Origin of the sequence: Flagellimonas amoyensis, assembly GCF_003058265.1 — a bacterium.
GTDB classification, from domain to species: domain Bacteria; phylum Bacteroidota; class Bacteroidia; order Flavobacteriales; family Flavobacteriaceae; genus Flagellimonas; species Flagellimonas amoyensis.
Genome location: NZ_QBUK01000009.1, coordinates 194,592 through 216,712, shown reverse-complemented (window position 1 = coordinate 216,712; position 22,121 = coordinate 194,592). Strand labels below are relative to the sequence as shown.

General features: G+C 42.6%; 20 protein-coding genes and 1 tRNA gene. 13 read left to right on the top strand and 8 right to left on the bottom strand.

Features of this window, described 5'->3' with window-relative positions; genetic code table 11:
- Positions 1 to 15 precede the first annotated feature (15 nt).
- Positions 16 to 1,431 (bottom strand): anti-phage dCTP deaminase, encoded by a 1,416-nt coding sequence (locus DB398_RS13855; protein ID WP_159076443.1) that lies wholly within the window; start codon positions 1,429 to 1,431, stop codon positions 16 to 18.
- 337 nt (positions 1,432 to 1,768) lie between these two features.
- Positions 1,769 to 1,984, bottom strand: coding sequence for a helix-turn-helix domain-containing protein (locus DB398_RS13850; RefSeq protein WP_108425037.1), 216 nt, complete (start codon positions 1,982 to 1,984; stop codon positions 1,769 to 1,771).
- 156 nt (positions 1,985 to 2,140) lie between these two features.
- Between DB398_RS13850 and DB398_RS13845 the strand changes: the two genes are divergently transcribed.
- From DB398_RS13845 to darG, 6 genes are all read left to right on the top strand, one after another.
- Positions 2,141 to 3,331 (top strand): hypothetical protein, encoded by a 1,191-nt coding sequence (locus DB398_RS13845; RefSeq protein ID WP_159076442.1) that lies wholly within the window; start codon positions 2,141 to 2,143, stop codon positions 3,329 to 3,331.
- A complete protein-coding gene (locus DB398_RS13840; protein WP_108425035.1) occupies positions 3,315 to 3,686 on the top strand; it encodes a hypothetical protein in 372 nt (123 codons plus the stop codon). The genes DB398_RS13845 and DB398_RS13840 overlap by 17 nt, the downstream gene beginning before the upstream one ends.
- Positions 3,687 to 3,715: 29 nt before the next feature.
- Positions 3,716 to 4,063 carry a hypothetical protein gene (locus tag DB398_RS13835; protein ID WP_159076441.1) on the top strand — a complete coding sequence of 116 codons (348 nt, stop codon included), beginning with the start codon at positions 3,716 to 3,718 and terminating at the stop codon, positions 4,061 to 4,063.
- A 30-nt stretch (positions 4,064 to 4,093) separates the two neighbouring features.
- Positions 4,094 to 4,441 carry a hypothetical protein gene (locus tag DB398_RS13830; protein WP_108425033.1) on the top strand — a complete coding sequence of 116 codons (348 nt, stop codon included), beginning with the start codon at positions 4,094 to 4,096 and terminating at the stop codon, positions 4,439 to 4,441.
- A 552-nt stretch (positions 4,442 to 4,993) separates the two neighbouring features.
- Positions 4,994 to 5,614 carry a type II toxin-antitoxin system toxin DNA ADP-ribosyl transferase DarT gene (darT, locus tag DB398_RS13825; protein ID WP_108425032.1) on the top strand — a complete coding sequence of 207 codons (621 nt, stop codon included), beginning with the start codon at positions 4,994 to 4,996 and terminating at the stop codon, positions 5,612 to 5,614.
- Positions 5,615 to 5,616: 2 nt separating this feature from the next.
- Positions 5,617 to 6,660 (top strand): type II toxin-antitoxin system antitoxin DNA ADP-ribosyl glycohydrolase DarG, encoded by a 1,044-nt coding sequence (darG, locus tag DB398_RS13820; protein ID WP_108425031.1) that lies wholly within the window; start codon positions 5,617 to 5,619, stop codon positions 6,658 to 6,660.
- Positions 6,661 to 7,130: 470 nt separating this feature from the next.
- Here darG and DB398_RS13815 read toward each other — a convergent pair whose 3' ends face one another.
- The 6 genes from DB398_RS13815 to DB398_RS13790 all read right to left on the bottom strand — a co-directional run bounded on the left by DB398_RS13815 (position 7,131) and on the right by DB398_RS13790 (position 15,225).
- Positions 7,131 to 8,366, bottom strand: coding sequence for a site-specific integrase (locus DB398_RS13815; protein WP_108425030.1), 1,236 nt, complete (start codon positions 8,364 to 8,366; stop codon positions 7,131 to 7,133).
- Between the two features lie 252 nt (positions 8,367 to 8,618).
- Positions 8,619 to 8,692 (bottom strand) — tRNA-Asp (locus tag DB398_RS13810).
- 126 nt (positions 8,693 to 8,818) lie between these two features.
- A complete protein-coding gene (locus DB398_RS13805) occupies positions 8,819 to 9,745 on the bottom strand; it encodes a DUF58 domain-containing protein (protein ID WP_108425029.1) in 927 nt (308 codons plus the stop codon).
- A 74-nt stretch (positions 9,746 to 9,819) separates the two neighbouring features.
- Entirely contained in the window at positions 9,820 to 10,137 is a 318-nt protein-coding gene (gene trxA, locus DB398_RS13800; protein ID WP_072877983.1) for a thioredoxin, read from the bottom strand.
- A 103-nt stretch (positions 10,138 to 10,240) separates the two neighbouring features.
- The gene (gene dnaE, locus DB398_RS13795; RefSeq protein ID WP_108425028.1) at positions 10,241 to 14,626 is read right to left on the bottom strand and encodes a DNA polymerase III subunit alpha; all 4,386 of its coding nucleotides are present in this window, start codon (positions 14,624 to 14,626) and stop codon (positions 10,241 to 10,243) included.
- A gap of 143 nt (positions 14,627 to 14,769) precedes the next feature.
- Positions 14,770 to 15,225 (bottom strand): ferritin-like domain-containing protein, encoded by a 456-nt coding sequence (locus DB398_RS13790; RefSeq protein ID WP_108425069.1) that lies wholly within the window; start codon positions 15,223 to 15,225, stop codon positions 14,770 to 14,772.
- A gap of 258 nt (positions 15,226 to 15,483) precedes the next feature.
- Between DB398_RS13790 and DB398_RS13785 the strand changes: the two genes are divergently transcribed.
- The 7 genes from DB398_RS13785 (at position 15,484) to DB398_RS13755 (ending at position 21,730) form a co-directional block, all read left to right on the top strand.
- Entirely contained in the window at positions 15,484 to 16,050 is a 567-nt protein-coding gene (locus DB398_RS13785) for a 30S ribosomal protein S16 (protein WP_108425027.1), read from the top strand.
- A 12-nt stretch (positions 16,051 to 16,062) separates the two neighbouring features.
- Positions 16,063 to 16,593, top strand: a complete 531-nt coding sequence (gene rimM, locus DB398_RS13780) for a ribosome maturation factor RimM (RefSeq protein WP_108425026.1) — start codon at positions 16,063 to 16,065, stop codon at positions 16,591 to 16,593.
- 72 nt (positions 16,594 to 16,665) lie between these two features.
- Positions 16,666 to 18,072 (top strand): sulfatase family protein, encoded by a 1,407-nt coding sequence (locus DB398_RS13775; RefSeq protein ID WP_234416285.1) that lies wholly within the window; start codon positions 16,666 to 16,668, stop codon positions 18,070 to 18,072.
- Complete coding sequence (locus DB398_RS13770) at positions 18,065 to 18,778, top strand: tRNA1(Val) (adenine(37)-N6)-methyltransferase (protein WP_108425024.1); 714 nt, start codon at positions 18,065 to 18,067, stop codon at positions 18,776 to 18,778. Before DB398_RS13775 ends, DB398_RS13770 begins: the two co-directional genes overlap by 8 nt.
- A gap of 43 nt (positions 18,779 to 18,821) precedes the next feature.
- On the top strand, positions 18,822 to 20,000 hold the full coding sequence (locus tag DB398_RS13765) for an acyl-CoA dehydrogenase family protein (protein WP_108425023.1): 1,179 nt from the start codon (positions 18,822 to 18,824) through the stop codon (positions 19,998 to 20,000).
- Positions 20,001 to 20,024: 24 nt separating this feature from the next.
- Entirely contained in the window at positions 20,025 to 21,284 is a 1,260-nt protein-coding gene (locus DB398_RS13760) for a Y-family DNA polymerase (RefSeq protein WP_108425022.1), read from the top strand.
- A complete protein-coding gene (locus tag DB398_RS13755; protein WP_108425021.1) occupies positions 21,281 to 21,730 on the top strand; it encodes a LexA family protein in 450 nt (149 codons plus the stop codon). Before DB398_RS13760 ends, DB398_RS13755 begins: the two co-directional genes overlap by 4 nt.
- The last annotated feature ends 391 nt before the right edge of the window (positions 21,731 to 22,121 follow it).

The following is a 22,121-nucleotide window of genomic DNA, read 5'->3' as shown; positions in this document are numbered from 1 at the left end:
CGAGAAAAGGGAGGGTTACATTTGTACTTCACCTTCTTTTTCTGTAATTGAATCTTCATGTAGTAATGGAGCTTTACTTTTGATATATGGTTCTATATAATATACCTTATTGATTCCGGAAGCAACTATATGTCTTGCACAATTATGGCATGGATAAGTAGTACAAAATAAAATTCCTCCTTTTATTTTATTACCATCTAAATGTCCAGCATTAATTATGGCATGCATCTCAGCATGTACAGATCGTGAAAATTCTATTAAATTCTTAATTGATGAACTTTCAAGAATACTCTCTAGTAAATTAGAGGTATTTTTATTGATTTCAAAATTAATTTTTTCTTCTAATCCATCAATAAGTTTTTCTTTTATTTCTTTTGAGAATAATCCACCATTTTCAATCTTATCTTTTACTCCTTCTTTGAACTTATTAAGTATTAACTTTCTTAGCTTACTTTTTTCTTCGTCATTAAAACATTTTTTGGAATTAAAACACCTGTGATCTACTTTATCTTCACCGGAATATAAATTACCTCCCGCTTTAGGAACATCGTTCCAACCTATAGAAATCAACTCACCATTTGAAGAGACAATTGAAGCTCCAACTTGCCTTGATAAACATGAAGAATTGACAGAAGCTGATTTTGCTTCATACATGGCCCTTTCCTCTATCGTTGGTGTTTCCATCCCATACTCAAATATCAAATTAATGTATTTCTCAATATTCCTCTCTAATTTGTCGTTTTCATTTCCATTGACTCTAACGAAGAAATCTGAATCTATAAACACTTTTCTGACTTGTTGACCAGATAAATCTTCTTGGTATTCATCAATTTCAACAAGTTCTTCAGCTTCCTTTTGTGATAGTTCTGTGCCTGCAAGGAAATTAATTCTTTCATCTTTTGGGGTGAATATTCCAATCAAATAGAATATCTCCCTATAAACATTTCTAAAGGTTAAAAGCTCATCGGTATGCTTAATTGAATCAATAATATAGCATATCCTCTGTGATTTAATATTACTAAAATCCTTTTGTGTCTTTACACCAAATTCGTCTTTTTTCTGTTTGGCAATTTTAGTTATAGCAACATTTGCTAGATAATCATTACCATGTTTTTCTCTTAAATCATTGCCAGTCTTTATTTTTTGGTTGTATTCGCAAAACTTTGCAGTTTTATAGGGTTGATTTTCCGTTTCAAAGATGTTGTCAGAAATGGTTTTACTTAGTTTGATAACTTCAACCTTGTAGTCAAATTCCTTTAAATAGGCTTTAAGTTTGTCTATAACCTCATTCTTTTTGGCTCCAATTTGAGCACAAATTCCTATTATCAATTCTTCTGTATGAGTATCTTTAACTCGCTCAGATGTGTTTTTTTTTGAGGATGTTGATTCAGTGGTCAATAATTCCTTCTTTTTGGCGGTGGCATTACTCATTAACACAGACATTTAGTTGTAAGTAAAATATTAATAATTCCAGAAAAATTTAAAATTAAGTTAAATATCTAAATTGAACATTTTCAATAGTCAAGACATTTTTTATAAATTTTTATCTGAATCAGCATTGTGGTCTGAAATTAAGATGCAGTTGACATTTAATGGGCTGCTGCAATTTTATAATGTAAAAAGTTGATGTTTGAGCTAATTCTGGAAATTTTATGTAATCTGCTTGTTTTTATGAAGTCTTGAATTAATTGTTGAGAGCGAACGAAGCAAAGCGAAGTGCTGCAAGCCCAAATCTTACCGAAACTAATTTACTGAGCGAGGCATAAGGTCAATTTGGAAGTTTCACATCTCCATATAATTCCTTCATTACTTCACAGGGGTCAATAGCAATGGCCAATGAAATAAGGTAGAGTTCCTCCGCCCTTAGTTTCGTGGTCGGGTTGGAACTCAATTGACTTATCCTTGATTTACTTATACCTGTCCTTCTCGCAACTTCCGCTTTATTGATGGACTTTTTGGCCAAATATAATCCTAGGTCTGTCATTATAGAGTGAATGTAAAATTTTGATACATAAAGATAGATTTTAGATACACCTATATAAAATTTTATCCAATTCGTATAGAAAAAGAGTATTTATTTTATACATTGGTATAGAAATTCTACACGAATGGAATGAAATTCACCTTAAAACTTCGACATATGGATTCCTTAGCACAAAGAAAGAAACAGTTCGCCCCACAGATACAGGGGCTTTTATCGGATATCATCAAAGTAATTCCGAAGGTTGTACAGGTCTATCTGAATAAGGGCCTCAAAAAAAAGAACCCCTTTAAATTCAGGTGGAACATCATCATCGATGCACCCAAAAATGACATAAACAACAAGTTCCTTCCCATTATCCAAGGGTTGTTCCTTGACCATCAAGATCATTTCCACAATCTCTTTTCCCATGATTACGCCAAAACAGAACTGGCTAATGGAAACCTGTTTTTCATCAACCATTGTCGGACCGAACATCTCATATTTGGAAATCGGGAAATTGGCTTTCCTTGGAACCAACATGAAGACCTTACCAATGAGAAAGTCCAGAAACACATTGAGAAGGATTTTCGGACATCCTTGGAAGGCAGTTTTGCTTTTCAGAAGGGGTTCAAATACTTCATGTCGGATAACAACCTTTCCCAAGCTGCCTTTATGGCCCACCAAGGGTTCGAACTGGGATACCGAGTACTGGAAGGCTTTCTCTGCGGAAAGGTCAAAATATGCCATAAGATAGAAATCCATCAAAAGTTCATGGAAAGGAACATTTTCCGAACAAAGGGAATGTTCAATCTTGAAGACAACAAGGAGATGGAATTGTTGGAACTATTGGATAGGGCCTATTCCAGTTCAAGGTATGAAAACTCCTTCCATATTGAAAAGGCTCAGTTGGACATTTTGGAACAAAAGCTTGAATGCTTCTTGGATGAGATCAGGCAATTATTTGAAGAGGAACTTGAACTTTTACAGACCCTTATTACAAGCGAAAGAAAGGCTTTGCTCGAAACCCAAAATATAGAAGGCCCCAACCTATTGGACACGATCAAGCAATTGAGCAAGGAAAACTTTGAAATGATGAGACCTTCAAATCGAAGGACCAAAAAAGGATATTATCTCAACCATGTATATGTCCACAGTCACTTTTCCCTTTTCTATACCTTAAGATCGACCCTCAATGTATGTATCCTGGCTTTGGACGAGCAGTGCGATATGACCTTGGACATCAAAAACATCAAGGAGGATGTAAAGACCGTACTGGAGTTTGCAAAGAACCTCATCCCCTTGGAAGAAGGCAACTTTCTGGATGAAATGCGGGAACTCATGCTTTCCGATAATGAAACCACCACTTAACAAAGAAGCCATGAAAAAGAGCGAGGAAAGCCATAGCAATGAAAAGGAACTATTGGACAAAGTGATTGGTTTGTTGAACCCAAGAAAACGAAGGTATCATGGAAAAGATGAACCGCAAGTCCAAGAAGTAGTTTTCAAGGTGGAAAACAATTCAGAATTGCGTTATGTCATCGCTTGCCTATTAAGGCTGTGCATGTCCACCATTGACAATGAAAACGAATTGGATTCCCCAAGACTTCCCTTTCTATCCAAGGATGATGCAGTGATCACCATACTGGAATTGGTCATAAATATTCTTCCAGATGACCAGTTGGACAGTTACGACCGAATAGAAAAACTCCTTTTAAAAGAATAAACATGACTGTCAACTCAAAAACGTCAACAATGAAACAGAAAAAGAAGCAACTCAAAACCTTGAAGGATATACAAGATCTTAGAAAAAATCTTACCGGACTGTTGAGTAACAAAAAGTCCATTGATCCCAAAGGAAACCATGTGTACTTCGAGGTCAGGGACAACAACCACCTTTTGATGCAGATCAGAAGCCTATTGCAGCTCTGTGTATTCGCACTTGATGGTGATGGGATGATGTTGGCCCCTAAAAACAATAATGCATCAAAGGAGGATAGTATCACCCAAGTATTGGAACTGGTACTTTGTATCCTTCCAGATAACCAAATGTATTATGTGGACAAACTGGACGAAATGCTAACGAAACTTGAAAACAGATAATCCCATAAATCAATTCAAATACATCACATCATGAACCCAAACGAAGAAAAGCTCCTAAAGGATTTGAGACACCACTCAAATGATCATTCCCCTACCTTGGTTCCACACCCATGGTTCAAGGAAAAGTTCCAACCCACCTTCTTTTACCTTGACGGTCATGCCGATTTGTTGTTGACCGTGCGCGCATTGATATACCTTTCCATGAGGGCAATAAACCCCGATCTTGGCTCTGACGATGTCATGGAAAGGAACGAAGAGGAATTTATCCATCAGGCGATGACCATCGCCAACCGTTTGATGCCAGTCGGGGAAGAAGCATTGATGGACCATTTGAACCTATTTTACCGGAAGGAAAAGAAGGCTAAAGAAGATGAATAATCTAGGAATGGTAAAAGGATTTTTGCCCGAAATAAGCAACTGAATTTTGATTTTTACGCTAAAAATTCCTTGATTCTATTGGCCTGAGAGCATTTTTACGCTAAAAACAATATCAATCTATAAACTTCATATGGTCAAAATATTGTAGACAAAACAACACCTAAATTAAACACTGAACAGTCATTTTTTCATCAAAAATTGATTGATTTTACTGGGCTGAGAGCATTTTTTCATCAAAAATGATGTAAATACCATTAATCAATATTTTCAAAAAATCCACTAAAAATGGGCTTTTCCGAAGGAAAATGAATCTATGGCACCGCGCTAGCGTGCTATCCTCTTGCTTTACATTTTTCTTTTGCAGAGCAAAACAAAAAAGAAAGCCTTATGAAAATTCCTTAGTGCTGAATGCTAGGAAATAATATTTAACTTGCAATAGAACTGTAATAAGTTAAAAAGTATAAAACCATAAAGAAGTTTTTAAATAATCCCTTAAGTTATTGTCGTAACTATATTAGTAAATGGGTCTCAAAAATTTTTAAGGGTAAAAAAATGAATTTAAGCAAGATTTATATATATAGAATGACTCACATCGAGAACATTCCACATATTATAAATTACGGAATAACTCACAAGACATCCCTAAATTCAAATAAAAGCTTTAAACCAATAGGGGATAGTAGTTTAATTGGCACAAGAAATACATTTCCTATGCCTAATGGTGATTTTCTTGGGGAGTATATACCCTTTTATATGGGAAATAGAACCCCAATGCTTTATGTAATTCAGAATGGGTATAACGGTGTTACGGCATTACATCCTAGTAAAATAGTATATTGTGTTAGTAGTATACAGAAAGTAATTGATACAAATATTGATTATGTTTATACTGACGGACATGCAACGGATAGGTTTACAAAATTTTATGTTCCTGAAGATATTGCTAATATTGAAGATCAAGTAGATTTTAGGGCAACAGAGGCTAAGTTTTGGAAAGATGAGGGAGACTTGGATCTTAAAAGAAGGAAAGAAGCTGAGTTTTTAATAAAGAGCGATCTTCAATTTGCAGATATACTAGGTTTTGCAGTTTATGATGAGGCTGCAGAGGCAGAATTATTGGGTATGGGGGTTGCCTCAGAAAAGATTGTTGTGAAAAAGTCCTTTTATTTTTAATTATGATAAGATACGTTACCGGAAACTTATTTGATAGTGATGCTGAGGCGCTTGTTAATACAGTTAATACTGTTGGTGTAATGGGAAAGGGTATAGCGTTGCAATTCAAAAAGCTGTTCCCCACAAATTATAAATTGTATAAAGAACTTTGTGATAAAAAAGAGTTTAATATTGGGCAACTATTAGTTGTTACAGACCATAATGTAATAACTGGTGAGAAAACTATAATCAATTTCCCGACAAAAAAACATTGGAAAAGTCCCTCTGAGTATATCTATATCGAAAAAGGATTGTGTGAACTTTTAAATGTTATCAGAGATAACCGGATAAAATCTATAGCGATACCTCCTCTTGGTAGTGGAAATGGAGGATTGCAATGGTATAAAGTCAAAGAGATTATTAATGAAAAGCTTGGTGAACTTGATGATTGTGAAGTAACCGTTTATGAACCCAATGCTGATGTCAAGGAGTACTTGAAGAAGGAAAGGGTGCAGTTGACGCCGGCTAGGGCGATGTTGCTATTTATGCTTTTTGAATTGGTTAAAAATGGTGAGTTTGTATCTGAGTTTGCCAGTGAAAAGTTATGTTATTTTCTCCAAAGATTTGGAGCTGAAGAACATTTCAAGTTGAATTATTCTGCAAATTTTTATGGACCATATTCAGGTAAGGTCAGGCATGTATTAAATTATCTGAACGGAAGCTATATAATGGGTTTTGCAGGAAAAGATAAAAAGCCTTTTGAGCAGCTAAACCTTTTGGTGGACTCAGAGAGGGAAGTTGAAAATTATATTAAGGAGCATTTGGAATTACAGGAAATTGTTTCAAGGACCAATGAATTCTTGACGGGATTCTATTCTTCTTTCGGTTTGGAGCTTCTTTCAACCGTTGACTACATCTCTCAAACTAAAAATATTTCAGATAAGGACTCCATTAAAAAGGAATTGAACGAATGGAGTGATAGAAAGAAAACCCTTTTTTCAGATGATAGATTTATTGAGATATCAATTAATCATTTGAAAAAGTCAAATCTTCTTGTTGAAGCTTAGTATTATCATAATGTGATAGTCACTTTTGTATAGGCTTGATTAACAGATTGGCTATTCTCAGTATTAACCTTCTTTTATGGCTCAGAAAAATCAATAATTTGGGCTATAAATTTCATTTTTATAGCCCAAAATGAAGTAAGAATTCATCCTGAAAATTGTATTGAGTGGATTAATCTGAAAGAGTGTAAATTTTTGATTAATCCTTGGTGAAAAAGGAAAAACCTTCAAATCACATCAAAATTAATAAACTCAACTTATTTAAAATTGGGACAAGTCTTGTACCTATACTGTACCAAAATCGAGACAAGCAGTGAACAAGCATTGGTATCTTATATAAAACATATACAAACTAAATAAAACAATTAATAAACAGGGATTTTTAAAATTTCATTTTTTTGGGAATTCGCAAACTGATGCAAATAAAATGGGTGTCCCATATCTGGACAAGTAATAGGCAAGTGTATTAAAAATCAAATGGACTTGGCAAATTCCAATAGGGTAGGGTCATTTTTTAATTTTTCCATGTCATCCGAAATTTTACTGTCCAATACCTTGGCATAGATTTGGGTCGTTTTCAAAGAGGTATGACCAAGCATTTTGCTCACTGACTCAATGGGTACCCCATTGGAAAGGGTCACGGTCGTAGCAAAGGTATGTCTGGCTAAATGAGTGGTCAATGTCTTTTTGATCTTGCATGACATGGCAATTTCTTTCAAATAAGAATTGGTGCGCTGATTCGTGTAAACCGGTAGCAATGTCTTTTTTTCGATTACTCTGGGATGTTCTTTGTACTTGTCGATAATGGCCTCGGGAATGCTCAGTAGTGGAATACTGCTCAGAACTTTGGTTTTTTTCCTTTTGGTCTTGATCCATTTGTTTCCCTTGATGTCCTTGACCAGATCATCTTTGGTCAACTTTTCGATATCGCCAAATGCCAGTCCAGTATAACAGCAAAATAAAAACATGTCCCGCACTGTGTCCAATCTTTCGAATTCAAATTCTTGCTTTAACATCGCTTCCAGTTCCTCATGGGTCAGGAACTCACGCTCTTTTTGTTTCCAACTGGCCGACCAGTGGAAGAAAGGATCCCGATCGATCCATTGGTTGGCATAGGCGATGCGTACAATCTTCTTGAAATTGACGATATATTTGGTCGCTGTATTGTGTGAAACCTTTTTTTTACTTTTCAAATAATAATCAAAACCCGTTATAAACTCATAATCGAGCTTTTTAAGCGGAAAATCCTTTTTTTGGTACTTGTGCACTATGTAATCTGAGATATGCGATTTAGCGGCTTTATATCGCTGAAGAGTTCCGGCGGAATATTCTCGGCCCATCAAACTTTCCATTTGATCATTGTGATCTTGGAATATTTCCAAGATCATATACTGTTTTTGGCCCTTGCCCAAAAAGATGTTCTTCACGGTATCGGCATCCACGTATTCTTCATTGCGGACCAGCTCGTCATAGATGGAAACACACTTGGCTTTCAAGGTGTCGAAGAATCTGTTCAACACCAGTATTTCTGGGCCTTTGCCACGGACCCTGCAATTGTCGGCATCCCATCTGGCTAGTTCGATTTGTTTGCCTGTGCTGAACTCAGCACGTTTCCCATCCAGTGTAATTCGGGCATAAATAATGGATTTGTTGGGTTCTTTAACTACCTTTCTCTTTGGGTAAAAGATGACATTGATTGTTGAAAACATAAGAATAGTATTGATTTAACACTTTGAAGGTACAAAAAAGGGTCTTAAATAAATGTTAACAAATCCTTGCAATAAATTATAAAACAGTCAATTACAGCGATGGAGGTGCCTCTGAAAATGAAACCTTGAGAGGCACCGAATTAGGCACCTATTGGATGGTGTTTTTTGATGTTTTTTGGTGTCAATGGAAATGAAAAAAGCCTGTAAACATCTCGTTTACAGGCTTTTGTGTAAATTTGGAAATATTCCAAGCGGTCTGGACGGGACTCGAACCCGCGACCCCCTGCGTGACAGGCAGGTATTCTAACCAACTGAACTACCAGACCAATGATTTTATCTTTTTATCGACTCTGGCAACAGCCAGATTCAAATCTTGTTCATTTGCTTTTTTAAAGCGAGTGCAAATATACATTCTCAATTCCGATTCGGCAAAACATTTTTTAAAAATATAATCAACCAAATTTTTGGCGCTCGATCATAAAGGAATTCAACACCTTTGAGAAGCTGGAACGGATGTCCACATCCACATATTTGATTTGGTACTGTGCACACTGGAGTTTCAGGTCTTCTTGGTATTGGGCCACTTTTTCCGAATAGGCTTTTTTTATGGAATCTGCATACAGGTCGATGTGTGCCCCGGTCTCCACATCCACAAAACGTTTGGGGGCATTCCCAAACTCAAAATCGATTTCATGGGTATGGTCCAGCAAATGAAATAGCACCACGGAGTGCTTGTTGTATTTTAAATGGCGAAGGGCCTCGAAGAGCCTCGCTTCTTCAGTCTCCGTCTGAAACATGTCCGAAAAGAGGAATATCAAGCTCCTGCGGTGCATTTTTTCGGCAATTTGATGGAGGAAGGTATATGTCTTCGTGTCCTTTGTTCCTTCGGGCGTGGCAACCTCGTTCAACTTGGAATACAGCATTTGGAAGTGCCTCTCGCTGTTTTTCTCAGGGGCATGGAAGTCATAGGTGTCCGAATAGATGCTCAGACCAACGGCGTCCCGCTGTTTCTTCAATAGTTCCATGAGGGCGGCAATGGCCAGTACGCCGAAACCAATTTTGTTGAGGTTGTCCAGTGAAAGGTTTTTCACCTCGGGGTAGTACATCGAGGACGAATTGTCCAAGATCATATGGCACCTCAGGTTGGTCTCGTCCTCATACCGTTTGGTGTAGAGGCGGTCCGTTTTGGCAAACAGCTTCCAGTCGATATGTTTGGTGCTCTCCCCAGGGTTGTAGATCTTATGCTCAGCAAATTCGGCCGAAAACCCATGGAATGGACTCTTGTGGATACCGCTGATGAAACCTTCAACGATCTGGTGGGCCAAAAGCTCCAGATTTTGGAAAAGTTGTGCTTTGTGAAGTTCCGATCTGATATCCATACGTGTTGGAAATATAAAACAAAAAAGGCTTGACATTTGCCAAACCTTTTTTAAAATCGACGTTCAATACCTATTTATAGGGCCGCATCAATGGCCTCGGTATATACTTTTTTGGGAGATACCCCTACTTGACGATTGACAACCTCACCGTTTTTGAAGACCAATACAGTGGGGATGTTACGCACACCATATTTGGCAGCGAACTGCTGGTTGGCGTCAACGTCCACTTTACCTACCACAGCTTTGCCGTCGTATTCCTGGCTCACTTCTTCAATGATCGGGCCGACCATTCTACAAGGTCCGCACCAAGCTGCCCAAAAATCAACAAGGACAGGTTTGTCGCTTTTCAAAACTACTTCGTCAAAAGTCGCATCTGTTATTTCTAGTGCCATCTTATTTGTTTTATCGTTATGCAAAGTTAGTCAATTATTGTCCATCTAACTTACGCCCACGGCATTCGTTTTGATTATCGCGCCATTGGCAATAGTTATAGGTCTAGTTCAACTTGTAATGGATCTCATGGGCTTCCAGTTCGGAAAGCAGTTCGCTGTTGATCTTTACCTTTTGTTTTCGGCTCGATAGTTTGAGTTTGATCTCGTCCTTCATCTCATAGATCTCAAAACTGAGCGGGTGTTCCCCTTTGTGCAGGTGCAAGGTGTCCTTCAAGGTCTGTATGCGGTTTTCCTGAAGACGGTCCAGGTCCAGTTTGATGGTAAGTTTCTTGGCATAGGCATCCATCACGTCCTGCAGTTGTTTGAAATCGTTGAACTGCAATCGGGGTTCCCCCTTTTTGCCCGTGTCTCGGTTCACCCAACCTTCGCGTACAAATGCCTTGACATAGACAAAGGAATTGATCATGAAAAAATGGCGGAACTTGAGGTATTCCTCGCCAAAAATGCGGAATTCGTGAGAATCCGTATAATCTTCCAAGGTGAAAAGGGCCCAGCCCTTACCGTTCTTGGAGACCCTGTGCTGCACGTCGGTGATGACCCCGGCCACGGACAGTTCCCGGTTCACATACTCTTCCAGATTTTGGAAAGCGGAAACACTGGTATTGCAGAACGCGGTGATCTCTTTTTTGAAATCATCCAAAGGATGCCCGGAGATATAGATGCCCACGACTTCCTTTTCCCGTCTCAGTTTTTCCATGGTGCCCCAATCCTCGCAAGGCGGTACGATGGGTTCCGGAATCTGGACCTCACTGGCATCGCCAAAGAGGCTCACTTGGGATGAATTTTCGTTCTCTTGGTATTTGGAACCATACTTCACGGCTTTTTCTAAGAAGGTGATGCCATCACCATCATGATGGAAATACTGGGCCCTGTGCGTATTGGCAAACGAATCGAAACCGCCGGCAAGGGCCAGGTTCTCGAAAGCTTTTTTGTTGGCGGCCCTCAGGTCCACACGCTTCGCAAGGTCAAATACGGATTTGAACGGACCGTCTTTTTTTCGGTGTTCCACAATGGTCTCCACGGCGGAACGACCCACGCCCTTGATGGCGCCCATCCCAAAACGGACCGCATTGTCCTTGTTCACGGCGAACTTATAGTAGGATTCGTTCACGTCAGGCCCCAAAACTTCCAAGCCCATGCGTTTACATTCCTCCATAAAGAAGGTCACCTGTTTGATGTCGTTCATGTTGTTGGATAGCACCGCCGCCATATATTCAGCAGGGTAGTGGGCCTTCAGGTAGGCCGTTTGGTAGGCGATGTAGGCATAACAAGTGGAGTGGCTCTTGTTGAAGGCATAGGAGGCAAAGGCTTCCCAGTCCTTCCAGATTTTCTCCAAAACATCTCGGGGATGCCCATTTTTCTCCCCGCCATCCAAGAACTGAGGTTTCAATTTCTGGAGCAGGGCGAATATCTTTTTACCCATGGCCTTTCGCAAAACGTCGGCATCACCTTTGGAGAAACCGGCCAATTTTTGGGAGAGCAACATCACCTGCTCCTGATAGACCGTGATTCCGTAGGTTTCCTTTAGGTATTCCTCCATATCAGGGAGGTCATAGGTAATTTCCTCATCTCCGTGTTTTCGGGCGATGAAACTGGGGATGTATTCCATGGGCCCAGGACGGTACAGGGCGTTCATGGCGATAAGGTCATCAAAAACCGTGGGTTTCAGGTTTTTCATGTGCTTTTGCATCCCGGGCGATTCGTATTGGAATATCCCTACCGTATCCCCCCGTTGGAAAAGCTCATAGGTCTTTTCATCATCCAACGGAAAATCATCGGGAACCAAATCTATGCCGGTGCGGGCTTTCACAATCTTTACCGTGTCCTTGATGAGGGTCAATGTCTTCAGTCCCAAGAAATCCATCTTCAACAGACCGGCACTTTCCACTACGGAGTTGTCGAACTGGGTCACATAAAGGTCGGAATCCTTGGCGGTGGAAACGGGCACGAAGTTGGTGATATCGTCGGGGGTGATGATGACCCCGCAAGCATGGATCCCTGTATTTCGAAGCGATCCTTCCAATACACGGGCCATGTTCACCGTTTGGCCTTCCAGGTCTTCCCCTTCGGAAATGTTCAGCAGTTCGTTGACCTTGTCCAGTTCGTCCGATCGGAATTTTTTCTTGAGTTCCGCTTCTTCAACCCCAAAAATCTTGTTCAGTTTGGACATGTTGGGGATCAACTTGGCAATACGGTCCGCATCGCCCAAGGGAAGGTCCAATACCCTTGCCGTGTCCCGAATGGAGGATTTGGCAGCCATGGTGCCGTAGGTGATGATCTGTGCCACCTGATTGGCCCCATATTTATTGATCACGTATTCCATGACCCTGCCACGGCCCTCATCATCAAAGTCAATATCGATATCGGGCATGGAAACCCTGTCCGGGTTCAGGAAACGCTCAAAAAGAAGGTCGTACTTGAGTGGGTCGATGTTGGTGATGCCCAAACAATAGGCCACTACAGATCCCGCTGCGGAACCCCGTCCCGGTCCTACGGACACATCCATATTGCGGGCTTCGCGGATAAAATCCTCCACAATCAAGAAATAGCCGGGATAACCGGAGTTTTTGATGGTCTCCAACTCAAAATCGATACGGTCACTGATTTCTGGGGTGATTTCCCCGTAGCGCTTTTCGGCCCCTTGGTAGGTGATGTGCCTCAAATAGGCATTTTCGCCTCGTTTGCCTCCATCTTCATCATCTTCCTGTACCTTGAATTCTTCGGGAATGCCAAACTTGGGCAGCAGGATCTCGCTGGCCAGATCATAGGCTTCCACTTTGTCGATGATCTCATGGATGTTCAAAATGGCCTCGGGAACATCTTTGAAAAGTTCCTTCATTTCATCCGAGGACTTGAAGTAGTATTCCTGATTGGGAAGACCGTAACGATACCCACGCCCCCTTCCGATGGGAGTGGAGCGTTTTTCACCATCCTTCACACACAGGAGAATGTCGTGGGCCTCAGCGTCTTCCTTGTCGCAGTAATAGGTGTTGTTGGTGGCCACCAATTTGATGTTATGGTCCTTGGCCATTTGCACCAACACTTGGTTCACACGGTCCTCATCTTCCTGTCCGTGGCGCATGATCTCGATGTACAAATCGTCGCCGAACAGGTCTTTCCACCACAAAAGGGCTTCTTCGGCCTGTTTTTCGCCCACATTCAGGATTTTGTGGGGTACTTCCCCGTAGAGGTTTCCGGTAAGGGCAATGACATCCTCTTTGTATTGTTCCACAATCTTTCTGTCTATCCTTGGAACATAATAAAAACCATTGGTGTAGGCTATGGAGGACATTTTGGCCAGATTGTGGTAGCCTTTCTTGTTCTTGGCCAATAGCACGATCTGATAACCGTAGTCCTTTACATTTTTATTGGTGTGGTCCTCACAGACAAAAAATTCACAGCCGACGATGGGGGTGATTTCCTTCTCGGTAGGCTGTTCGCCCTTTTCCTCGAGTTCCTTGTTCTTTTCTTTGACACTTTTGTTGTGTGCCATGATTTCTTTCACAAAGTGAAAGGCACCCATCATGTTCGCGTGGTCGGTCAGGGCAACGGCGGGCATGCCGTTTTGGGCGGTGGTCTTTACCAGGTCCTTGATGTTGATTGTGGACTGGAGTACCGAAAATTGGGAATGGTTGTGCAGGTGGGCAAACGGAGCGTCTTCCAGGGTCTCAATGTTTTCCTGGATTTCTTCTGCTGAAATTTCACCGGTGTCTTTTGCCCAAAGGGCATCTGCAATTTTTTTGGAAGCGGCCTTTAGGTTGATGTGCTTGAGCCCGATGAGTTGTATTTCCTGTGGGTTGACCTCAGAAAAATGCTCAAAATAATCGGGTTGCACGTCCAGTTGTTCGGAAGTGAAATGTTTCTTCCGCACCAGTTCCAGAAAGCATCGTGTTGTGGCTTCCACATCCGCGGTGGCATTGTGTGCCTCGGCAAAGGGTTCACCGAACAGGAACTCATGGAGCTCGGTCAAGGTGGGCAGCTTGAATTTGCCGCCACGTCCCCCTGGTATTTTACAAAGCTCTGCGGTATACTCGGTACAGGTGTCCAGTACGGGGAGCTGGGTCAAAAGAGTGTCTACACTCCCTCGATGGAACTCACATCCCATAACGTTGATGTCGAACCCTACGTTCTGGCCCACCACAAATTTGGTCCGCTCCAAAGCTTGGTTGAACGCCTGCAAGACTTCATGGAAAGGGGTTCCTTTTTCTTCTGCCAAGGCTGTGGAGATGCCATGGATCTGTTCCGATTCGTATGGGATGTTGAACCCTTCGGGTTTGATCAAGAAGTCTTGGTGCTCCACCAATTGCCCCATTTCATCATGCAATTGCCAGGCAATCTGCACGCACCTTGGCCAGTTGTCGGTGTCGGTGATGGGGGCGTCCCAGCGTTTGGGCAATCCAGTGGTCTCTGTGTCAAAGATCAGGTACATAGGCTTTGGTTCTCGGTGAAAAAAAAGGAATGGATAAAAATACGGAAGAAGATAGTCACGGGAAAATCGAGTTTTCACGATTTATCAACCAAAAAAAGCCGGGGGTTTCCCGACTTTCCTTGATTTTGATATCTGTATTTTGCCTATGAAACGGCTGATTCAAAAATTTCGGCCGTTTCCAAGGTCTCCCTGATGGCGTTTCGGTGGCGCATCAATAGGCCTTCTGTGGATGGGGGCAATACAAAGTCCTTGTCTTGCAAGATATCATTGTAAGTGGCTATGGCCTCCTTTTCACCCCGGTGTACCTCTTTTAGCATGGCCTCTTCATTGTTGGAAGTGAACAGTGACTTGAAGTCTATCCACGAGCGGTGAAGGGTTCCCTTGGTGCTTCCCCCTTTGTCGGGAGCTTGACCAAATGATAATATTTCAGATTTTAATTCTTGGCCAAAATTGAACCGTTGCTTGGCTCTGTCCAAGAAAAATTCCTTGAGCGTTTTGTTATCTACCTTTTCGGAAACTTGTTTAAAACCTTTTTCTGCATCATAGGTCCGTTCCAAAAGTTCATTCAACTTATTTGACATTTCTACGGTGTACTTCATCATTTCATTTTTAGGTTCTGACTGTCGATTTTCGACAACTTCTATTTATAAGTTAAGGGATATCAGTGCCTTCCCAAAATTTCTGGAACGGTTTAAGATGGGTTTAACGGGATATGGGCGAATTGTTAAGCCATTTAACTTTTTTTTGTTTTATCGCGTGCTATAAACAAATAAGTGTATATTTGCACCCGCTTAGACGAAAAGCGTTACTAAAAAGAATTAATAACCAGGGTCGGGCACCCTACAAATTAATGTGATATGCCAGTTAGAATCAGACTTCAGAGACACGGTAAAAAAGGTAAACCATTTTATTGGGTGGTTGCCGCAGATTCAAGATCAAAAAGAGACGGTAAATTTTTGGAAAAATTGGGCATCTATAATCCCAATACCAATCCTGCTACCATCGATTTGGATGTGGACACTTCCGTAAAATGGTTGCAGAACGGTGCACAGCCTACCGATACTGCCAAGGCCATCCTATCATACAAAGGAGTATTGTTGAAGCACCACTTGTTGGGCGGTGTGCGCAAAGGTGCACTTACCGAAGAGCAAGCAGAGGAAAAATTCAACGCTTGGTTGGAAGAAAAGGAAAAAGGAATCCAGTCCAAAAAAGATGGTTTGAGCAAAGCGGATGCCGAAGCGAAGGCCAAAGCATTGGAAGCCGAGAAGGAAGCCAATGAAAAAAGAATCGCTGCTGCTGCCCCTGTTGAGGAAGTAGTGGAAGAAGTTGCCGAGGAAACAGCGGAAGTAGCTACGGAAGAAGCTCCAGTTGAAGAAACTGCCGAAGCTCCTGCTGCTGAGGAAGCTGCCAAAGAAGAAGAATAAGACTTAGGAACGATGCGCAAGGAAGATTGCTTCTACCTGGGCAAAGTCGTTTCAAAATATAGTTTCAAGGGGGAGGTATTGGTCAAGCTCGATACCGATGAACCTGAGATATACGAAAATATGGAATCAGTATTTGTTTCATTGGGAAACAATCTGGTTCCATTTTTTATTGACCGCTGTCGTCTCCACAAATCCAATCTGCTCCGCATCGATTTTGAAGAAGTAAAGGATGAGCCAACGGCGGACAAACTGATAGGCGTGGAACTTTATTTGCCATTGACCTTGCTGCCACCGCTTTCGGGCAACAAGTTTTACTTCCATGAAGTTATAGGGTTCACAATGATGGATGGGGTCCATGGGGATATCGGGATCATTAAGGCCATCAACGATAGTGCCTCACAGGAACTTTTTGAGGTGGACAAAAACGGGAAGGAACTTTTGATCCCCGTCAATGATGAGATCATTACCAAGGTGGATCGGAAAGCCAAGACCATCCATGTGAACACTCCCGAAGGTTTGGTAGACCTTTACCTGAATTCTTAGCATAGTAGATTTAAGCCTATCTTTAAGGAGATTATTTTAGTTTGTACTATGCGTATATATCTTCTTGTTCTTATGGTCATTGGCTTAACCTCCTGTGGGGATAAGAAAACCCAGCCCACTGTAGCGGAACGTCCCCCCAACATTGTACTGATTTTCACGGATGATCAGGGTTATCAGGATGTGGGGGTTTTTGGTTCTCCGGACATAAAGACCCCTAATTTGGACCAAATGGCGACAGATGGACTGCAATTGACCCATTACTATGCCGCCCAGGCAGTCTGTTCGGCATCCAGGGCGGGAATCTTAACAGGGTGTTATCCTAACCGAATTGGCATCCATAATGCGTTGGGGCCCGATAATACACATGGGATCAGTGCTTCGGAAACCACCATTGCCGAAATGTTGAAGAAAAAAGGGTATGCCACCGGTATTTATGGGAAATGGCATTTGGGGCACCACAAAGAGTTTTTGCCCACCCGGCATGGGTTTGATGAATGGTTTGGAATTCCATACTCGAATGATATGTGGCCTTTTCACCCCCAGCAGGGAACCATTTTCAATTTCCCGGATCTACCGCTCTATGAAAATGAAACGGTAATCGATACCTTGATTGACCAATCCCAATTGACTACGCAAATTACCGAAAGAAGCGTCGATTTTATCAAAAGGAACAAAGACCGGCCATTTTTTCTATATGTGCCACATCCACAGCCCCATGTGCCATTGTTCGTGTCGGATAAGTTCAAGGGCAAGTCGGAAAGGGGGCTGTACGGTGATGTCATCATGGAGATCGATTGGTCGGTGGGACAAATCATCAAAGCACTCAAGGAAAATGGACTCGAAGACGACACCATGGTCATCTTTACTTCGGACAACGGTCCTTGGCTTTCTTATGGAAACCATGCTGGGAGTGCGTTGCCCCTTCGTGAAGGGAAAGGTACTGCTTGGGAGGGAGGGCAACGAGAACCCTGTATCATCAAATATCCAAAAAAACTCAAAGGAGGAAAGGTCATTGATGTCCCGATGATGGCCATTGACCTGCTGCCTACCCTTGCTGAGATAACAGAGGCGGAATTGCCAGAAACCATTATTGATGGAAAAAGTGTGTGGAACATTCTCAGTGGGGAGCGGACGGTTCCCGTTCAAGATGCCTATTTCTTTTATTATAGAGTGAATGAACTCTTTGGGGTGCGCTATGGGAAGTGGAAATTATATTTCCCACACCGATATCGAACCATGGAAGGGCAAGAACCCGGAAAAGATGGAAAGCCAGGCGAGTATCGGATGGTCGATATGGAAGAGATGGAGCTCTATGATGTGGTGAACGATGTGGGCGAGACCCATAATGTTGCGGAGGAATATCCCGAAATCGTGGCAGAGATAAAAGTTTTGGCCAATCGTATGCGGCAGCGATTGGGAGATTCATTGCTTGAAGTCGAGGGAAGTGAGAACCGAGAACCAGGTAGGTTGTATGAGTAAGAAATTCGTTTTCAAACAATTTACTGTCCACCAAGATCAATGTGCCATGAAAGTGGGCACCGATGGGGTGCTTTTGGGGGCTTGGGCCTCTTTGGACCATCAACCTGAAACCATCTTGGATATCGGAGCTGGAACCGGACTCATCGCACTCCAGTTGGCGCAGCGATCAACGGCGGAAACCATAGATGCCATTGAGTTGGATGAGAACGCCTATGAACAATGTGTGGCCAATTTTGAGGGCTCGCCTTGGGCAGATCGGTTGTTCTGTTATCATGCAGGGTTTGATGAATTTGTGGATGAAATCGAGGACCAATACGATTTGATCGTTTCCAATCCACCCTTTTATTCCGAAGAGATGGCTACCGGCGACAGCCTACGGGATCAGGCAAGGCAGAACAGTTCCCTCCCATTTGATGAGCTGTTGAAAGGCGTTTCGGGACTCTTGTCCGAAGGAGGCCTGTTTTCCGTTGTCATACCCTATAAAGAGGAGCAGGGATTCGTGGTATTGGCCCAAGCGTCTGGTTTGTATCCAAAACGGGTCACTCGGGTCAAGGGAAATCCCAATGTGGACTACAAAAGGAGCTTGATGGAATTTGGATTTTCCAAGGGAGATATCGAAGAAAGCGAGCTGACCATAGAAATAGGACGCCATGAGTACACCGAGGAATACATCAAATTGACCGAAGCATTTTATTTGAAAATGTAACAATATCCGAACGTAATGTTATATTTGGTTAAAATTATAGCGCATGAAGCCCGATTTATTTGAAGCCCCGGATTACTACAATTTGGATGACCTGCTTTCCGAAGAACACAAACTGGTCCGTGATGCAGCCCGTCAGTGGGTAAAGCGGGACATATCCCCCATCATTGAGGAATTTGCCCAAAAGGCGGAATTCCCCAAACAGATTATTGGTGGCTTGGCAGAGATCGGTGCCTTCGGGCCCTACATTCCCGAACAATACGGGGGTGCCGGTTTAGATCAGATTAGTTATGGATTGATCATGCAGGAAATTGAACGTGGTGACAGTGGGGTCCGCTCCACGGCATCGGTGCAGTCCTCCTTGGTCATGTATCCCATTTACGCCTACGGCTCTGAGGAGCAAAGGCAAAAATATTTGCCCAAATTGGCCTCTGGCGAATGGATGGGCTGTTTCGGGTTGACCGAACCCAATCACGGTTCCAATCCAGGTGGCATGGAAACCAAGTTCAAGGATATGGGCGATCATTACCTGTTGAACGGGGCCAAGCTCTGGATTTCCAATTCGCCCTTTGCCGATGTTGCGGTGGTCTGGGCCAAGAATGAGGAAGGAAGGATCCACGGTCTGATCGTGGAACGTGACATGGAAGGTTTTTCCACTCCGGAAACCCACAACAAATGGTCGCTACGTGCCTCCGCCACAGGGGAATTGATATTCGACAACGTAAAAGTGCCCAAGGAAAACCTCTTGCCCAACAAAAGCGGATTGGGTGCCCCATTGGGTTGTCTCGATTCCGCTCGATACGGTATTGCTTGGGGGGCCATCGGTGCTGCTATGGATTGTTATGATACCGCACTTCGATATGCCAAGGAACGCATCCAATTTGGAAAACCCATTGCGGCCTTCCAACTGCAGCAGAAAAAATTGGCCGAAATGATCACGGAAATCACCAAAGCTCAATTGTTGGCTTTTCGATTGGGTCAATTAAAAAATGAAGGCAAGGCTACAACGGCCCAAATTTCCATGGCGAAGCGGAACAATGTGGAAATGGCCATCAAGATAGCCCGGGAAGCGCGACAGATGTTGGGCGGTATGGGCATCACTGGTGAATACAGCATCATGCGCCACATGATGAACCTCGAAAGTGTGATCACTTACGAAGGTACCCACGACATCCATTTGTTGATAACAGGGGCAGATATTACGGGGATTCCTGCTTTTAAGTAACCTGCTATTTCATTACTTTTAGGCATGTTTGCCTTGGTAGATTGCAATAACTTCTATGCTTCGTGTGAACGGGCCTTTCAGCCCCAGTTCAACAACATTCCCGTGGGCATTTTGTCCAACAATGATGGTTGTTTCATCTCGCGTAGCGATGAAGCCAAAGCATTGGGACTGCCCATGGGTGCTCCTGCTTTCAAATACCGAAAGTTCTGTGAGGACCAAGGCATCAAGGTGTTTTCTTCCAACTATCCTCTCTATGGCGACATGAGTGCCCGGGTGATGAATATTTTGGGGACCTTTACGCCCGATATAGAAGTGTACAGTGTGGATGAGGCCTTTTTAAGGTTTGATGGCTTCGAGCATTATGATTTTGAGGCCTACGGCAGGGAAATCCAACGCACCGTGCAAAAGTGTACCGGAATACCCATCAGTATAGGGATAGCACCCACAAAGGCCTTGGCCAAGGTAGCCAATAAGATTGCCAAAAAATTGAAGTCAAGGACAGGAGGAGTGTATGTGATCCAGTCTGAAGAAAGGCGTATAAAGGCATTGAAATGGACCAAAATTGAGAGTGTTTGGGGTATTGGACATGGAAACCTGAAACGAGTTCAGACCCAAAATGTAAAAACAGCCTATGACTTTACCCAATTACCGGATGAATGGGTGCGGAAGCAAATGGCGGTGATAGGACTGCGATTGAAAAAGGACCTGCAGGGCATCCCTACATTGGATTTGGATGATGATACCCGGGACAAGAAGGCCATCGCAACCACAAGAAGTTTTGAAAGTACCTATTCCGATATCGAGAACATCAAAGAGCGCATCTCCACCTTTGCCAGCAGTTGTGCCGAAAAATTACGGAGCCAAGGCAGTAGTTGCAACCATATTGTGGTGCTTTTGCGAAGCGACAGGCATAAAAAGGACGAACCACAGCACAGTGGCAGTCTCATTGTTACGTTGCCCTATGCCACGGATTCCAGTCTCACCATCAGCAACTATGCCGTCAAAACTGCGGTTTCCATGTTCAGGCCGGGCATTAAATACAAAAGGGCAGGAGTCATCGTATCTGGGTTGGTGCCCACCAATGCAAGGCAATTGGACCTATTTCTATCCGAAAATCCAAAGCATCACAAGCTCATGCAGGTCATGGACGGGATCAACAACAAGTATGGGAACAATAAGATGAAGATTGCGAACCAAGATCTGGAGAGGACCTGGAAGATGCGACAAGAACACCTTTCCCCGAGGTACACCACAAACATCAATGAAATCATTACGGTAAAATGACCCCTAAAAAGCCGCTGCATACCGAACCGCTCACTTTTTTTTCTCCAGATGAAGAAAAGAAAAAGGGCGTCCCCATTTCCAACAATACCGTTTCCGCAGGATTTCCGTCCCCAGCGGATGATTTTAAGGAAAAAAGGATCAGTCTTGACCGAACATTGGTCAAAAACAAAGAGGCCACCTTCTATGCACGGGTTAGCGGAAAATCGATGATCGGCGCGGGGCTCGATGATGGAGATCTCTTGGTCATAGACCGTAGCTTGGAGGCGGAACATGGCAAAATAGCGGTCTGTTTTTTGGATGGGGAATTCACGGTGAAACGACTGCACATGGAAAAAAACACCATTACATTGATGCCTGAAAATGAGAACTACAAGCCCATCAAAGTATCTAAGGACAGTGACTTATTGATATGGGGAGTGGTCACTTATGTCATCAAGGCGCTTTGACTTTCTTTTATTCCCATGGAAACAAATTGGTGAATCCAAAACCTTTGCTATCTTTGTAACGTTGTGTTGGATTCCAGTCGCGATGATAGGAATCAGGTTGAAGCATCATACCGATGCTCGCCAATGAAAGGCTTTCCTTTTGGAAGGCTTTTTTTGTTTGTGAAACCCATGAACATAATTCAAAATTGATGGTTGAACAAATTCCGCTGCAGAGCGGAATCTTCTCCAAATGGATTGTGAAAGTTGTCAGGTCGAGCTGTCATCCTGAGCGCAGTCGAAGGAGCGGTCGAGAGGTGACATCTGTAGATTAATGGGAATTAGTGCCATTCGTGTCAAACTTTAATCTATCTACATCTACCCAATAGATTCTTCGCAAAGCCTGTCTTGAGCG

Bases quoted from the DNA above. Each gene is read 5' to 3' on its own strand.
- DB398_RS13855 (WP_159076443.1), bottom strand. From the start codon at position 1,431: ATGAGTAATGCCACCGCCAAAAAGAAGGAATTATTGACCACTGAATCA.
- DB398_RS13850 (WP_108425037.1), bottom strand. From the start codon at position 1,984: ATGACAGACCTAGGATTATATTTGGCCAAAAAGTCCATCAATAAAGCG.
- DB398_RS13845 (WP_159076442.1), top strand. From the start codon at position 2,141: ATGGATTCCTTAGCACAAAGAAAGAAACAGTTCGCCCCACAGATACAG.
- DB398_RS13840 (WP_108425035.1), top strand. From the start codon at position 3,315: ATGAAACCACCACTTAACAAAGAAGCCATGAAAAAGAGCGAGGAAAGC.
- DB398_RS13835 (WP_159076441.1), top strand. From the start codon at position 3,716: ATGAAACAGAAAAAGAAGCAACTCAAAACCTTGAAGGATATACAAGAT.
- DB398_RS13830 (WP_108425033.1), top strand. From the start codon at position 4,094: ATGAACCCAAACGAAGAAAAGCTCCTAAAGGATTTGAGACACCACTCA.
- darT (WP_108425032.1), top strand. From the start codon at position 4,994: ATGAATTTAAGCAAGATTTATATATATAGAATGACTCACATCGAGAAC.
- darG (WP_108425031.1), top strand. From the start codon at position 5,617: ATGATAAGATACGTTACCGGAAACTTATTTGATAGTGATGCTGAGGCG.
- DB398_RS13815 (WP_108425030.1), bottom strand. From the start codon at position 8,366: ATGTTTTCAACAATCAATGTCATCTTTTACCCAAAGAGAAAGGTAGTT.
- DB398_RS13805 (WP_108425029.1), bottom strand. From the start codon at position 9,745: ATGGATATCAGATCGGAACTTCACAAAGCACAACTTTTCCAAAATCTG.
- trxA (WP_072877983.1), bottom strand. From the start codon at position 10,137: ATGGCACTAGAAATAACAGATGCGACTTTTGACGAAGTAGTTTTGAAA.
- dnaE (WP_108425028.1), bottom strand. From the start codon at position 14,626: ATGTACCTGATCTTTGACACAGAGACCACTGGATTGCCCAAACGCTGG.
- DB398_RS13790 (WP_108425069.1), bottom strand. From the start codon at position 15,225: ATGAAGTACACCGTAGAAATGTCAAATAAGTTGAATGAACTTTTGGAA.
- DB398_RS13785 (WP_108425027.1), top strand. From the start codon at position 15,484: ATGCCAGTTAGAATCAGACTTCAGAGACACGGTAAAAAAGGTAAACCA.
- rimM (WP_108425026.1), top strand. From the start codon at position 16,063: ATGCGCAAGGAAGATTGCTTCTACCTGGGCAAAGTCGTTTCAAAATAT.
- DB398_RS13775 (WP_234416285.1), top strand. From the start codon at position 16,666: ATGGTCATTGGCTTAACCTCCTGTGGGGATAAGAAAACCCAGCCCACT.
- DB398_RS13770 (WP_108425024.1), top strand. From the start codon at position 18,065: ATGAGTAAGAAATTCGTTTTCAAACAATTTACTGTCCACCAAGATCAA.
- DB398_RS13765 (WP_108425023.1), top strand. From the start codon at position 18,822: ATGAAGCCCGATTTATTTGAAGCCCCGGATTACTACAATTTGGATGAC.
- DB398_RS13760 (WP_108425022.1), top strand. From the start codon at position 20,025: ATGTTTGCCTTGGTAGATTGCAATAACTTCTATGCTTCGTGTGAACGG.
- DB398_RS13755 (WP_108425021.1), top strand. From the start codon at position 21,281: ATGACCCCTAAAAAGCCGCTGCATACCGAACCGCTCACTTTTTTTTCT.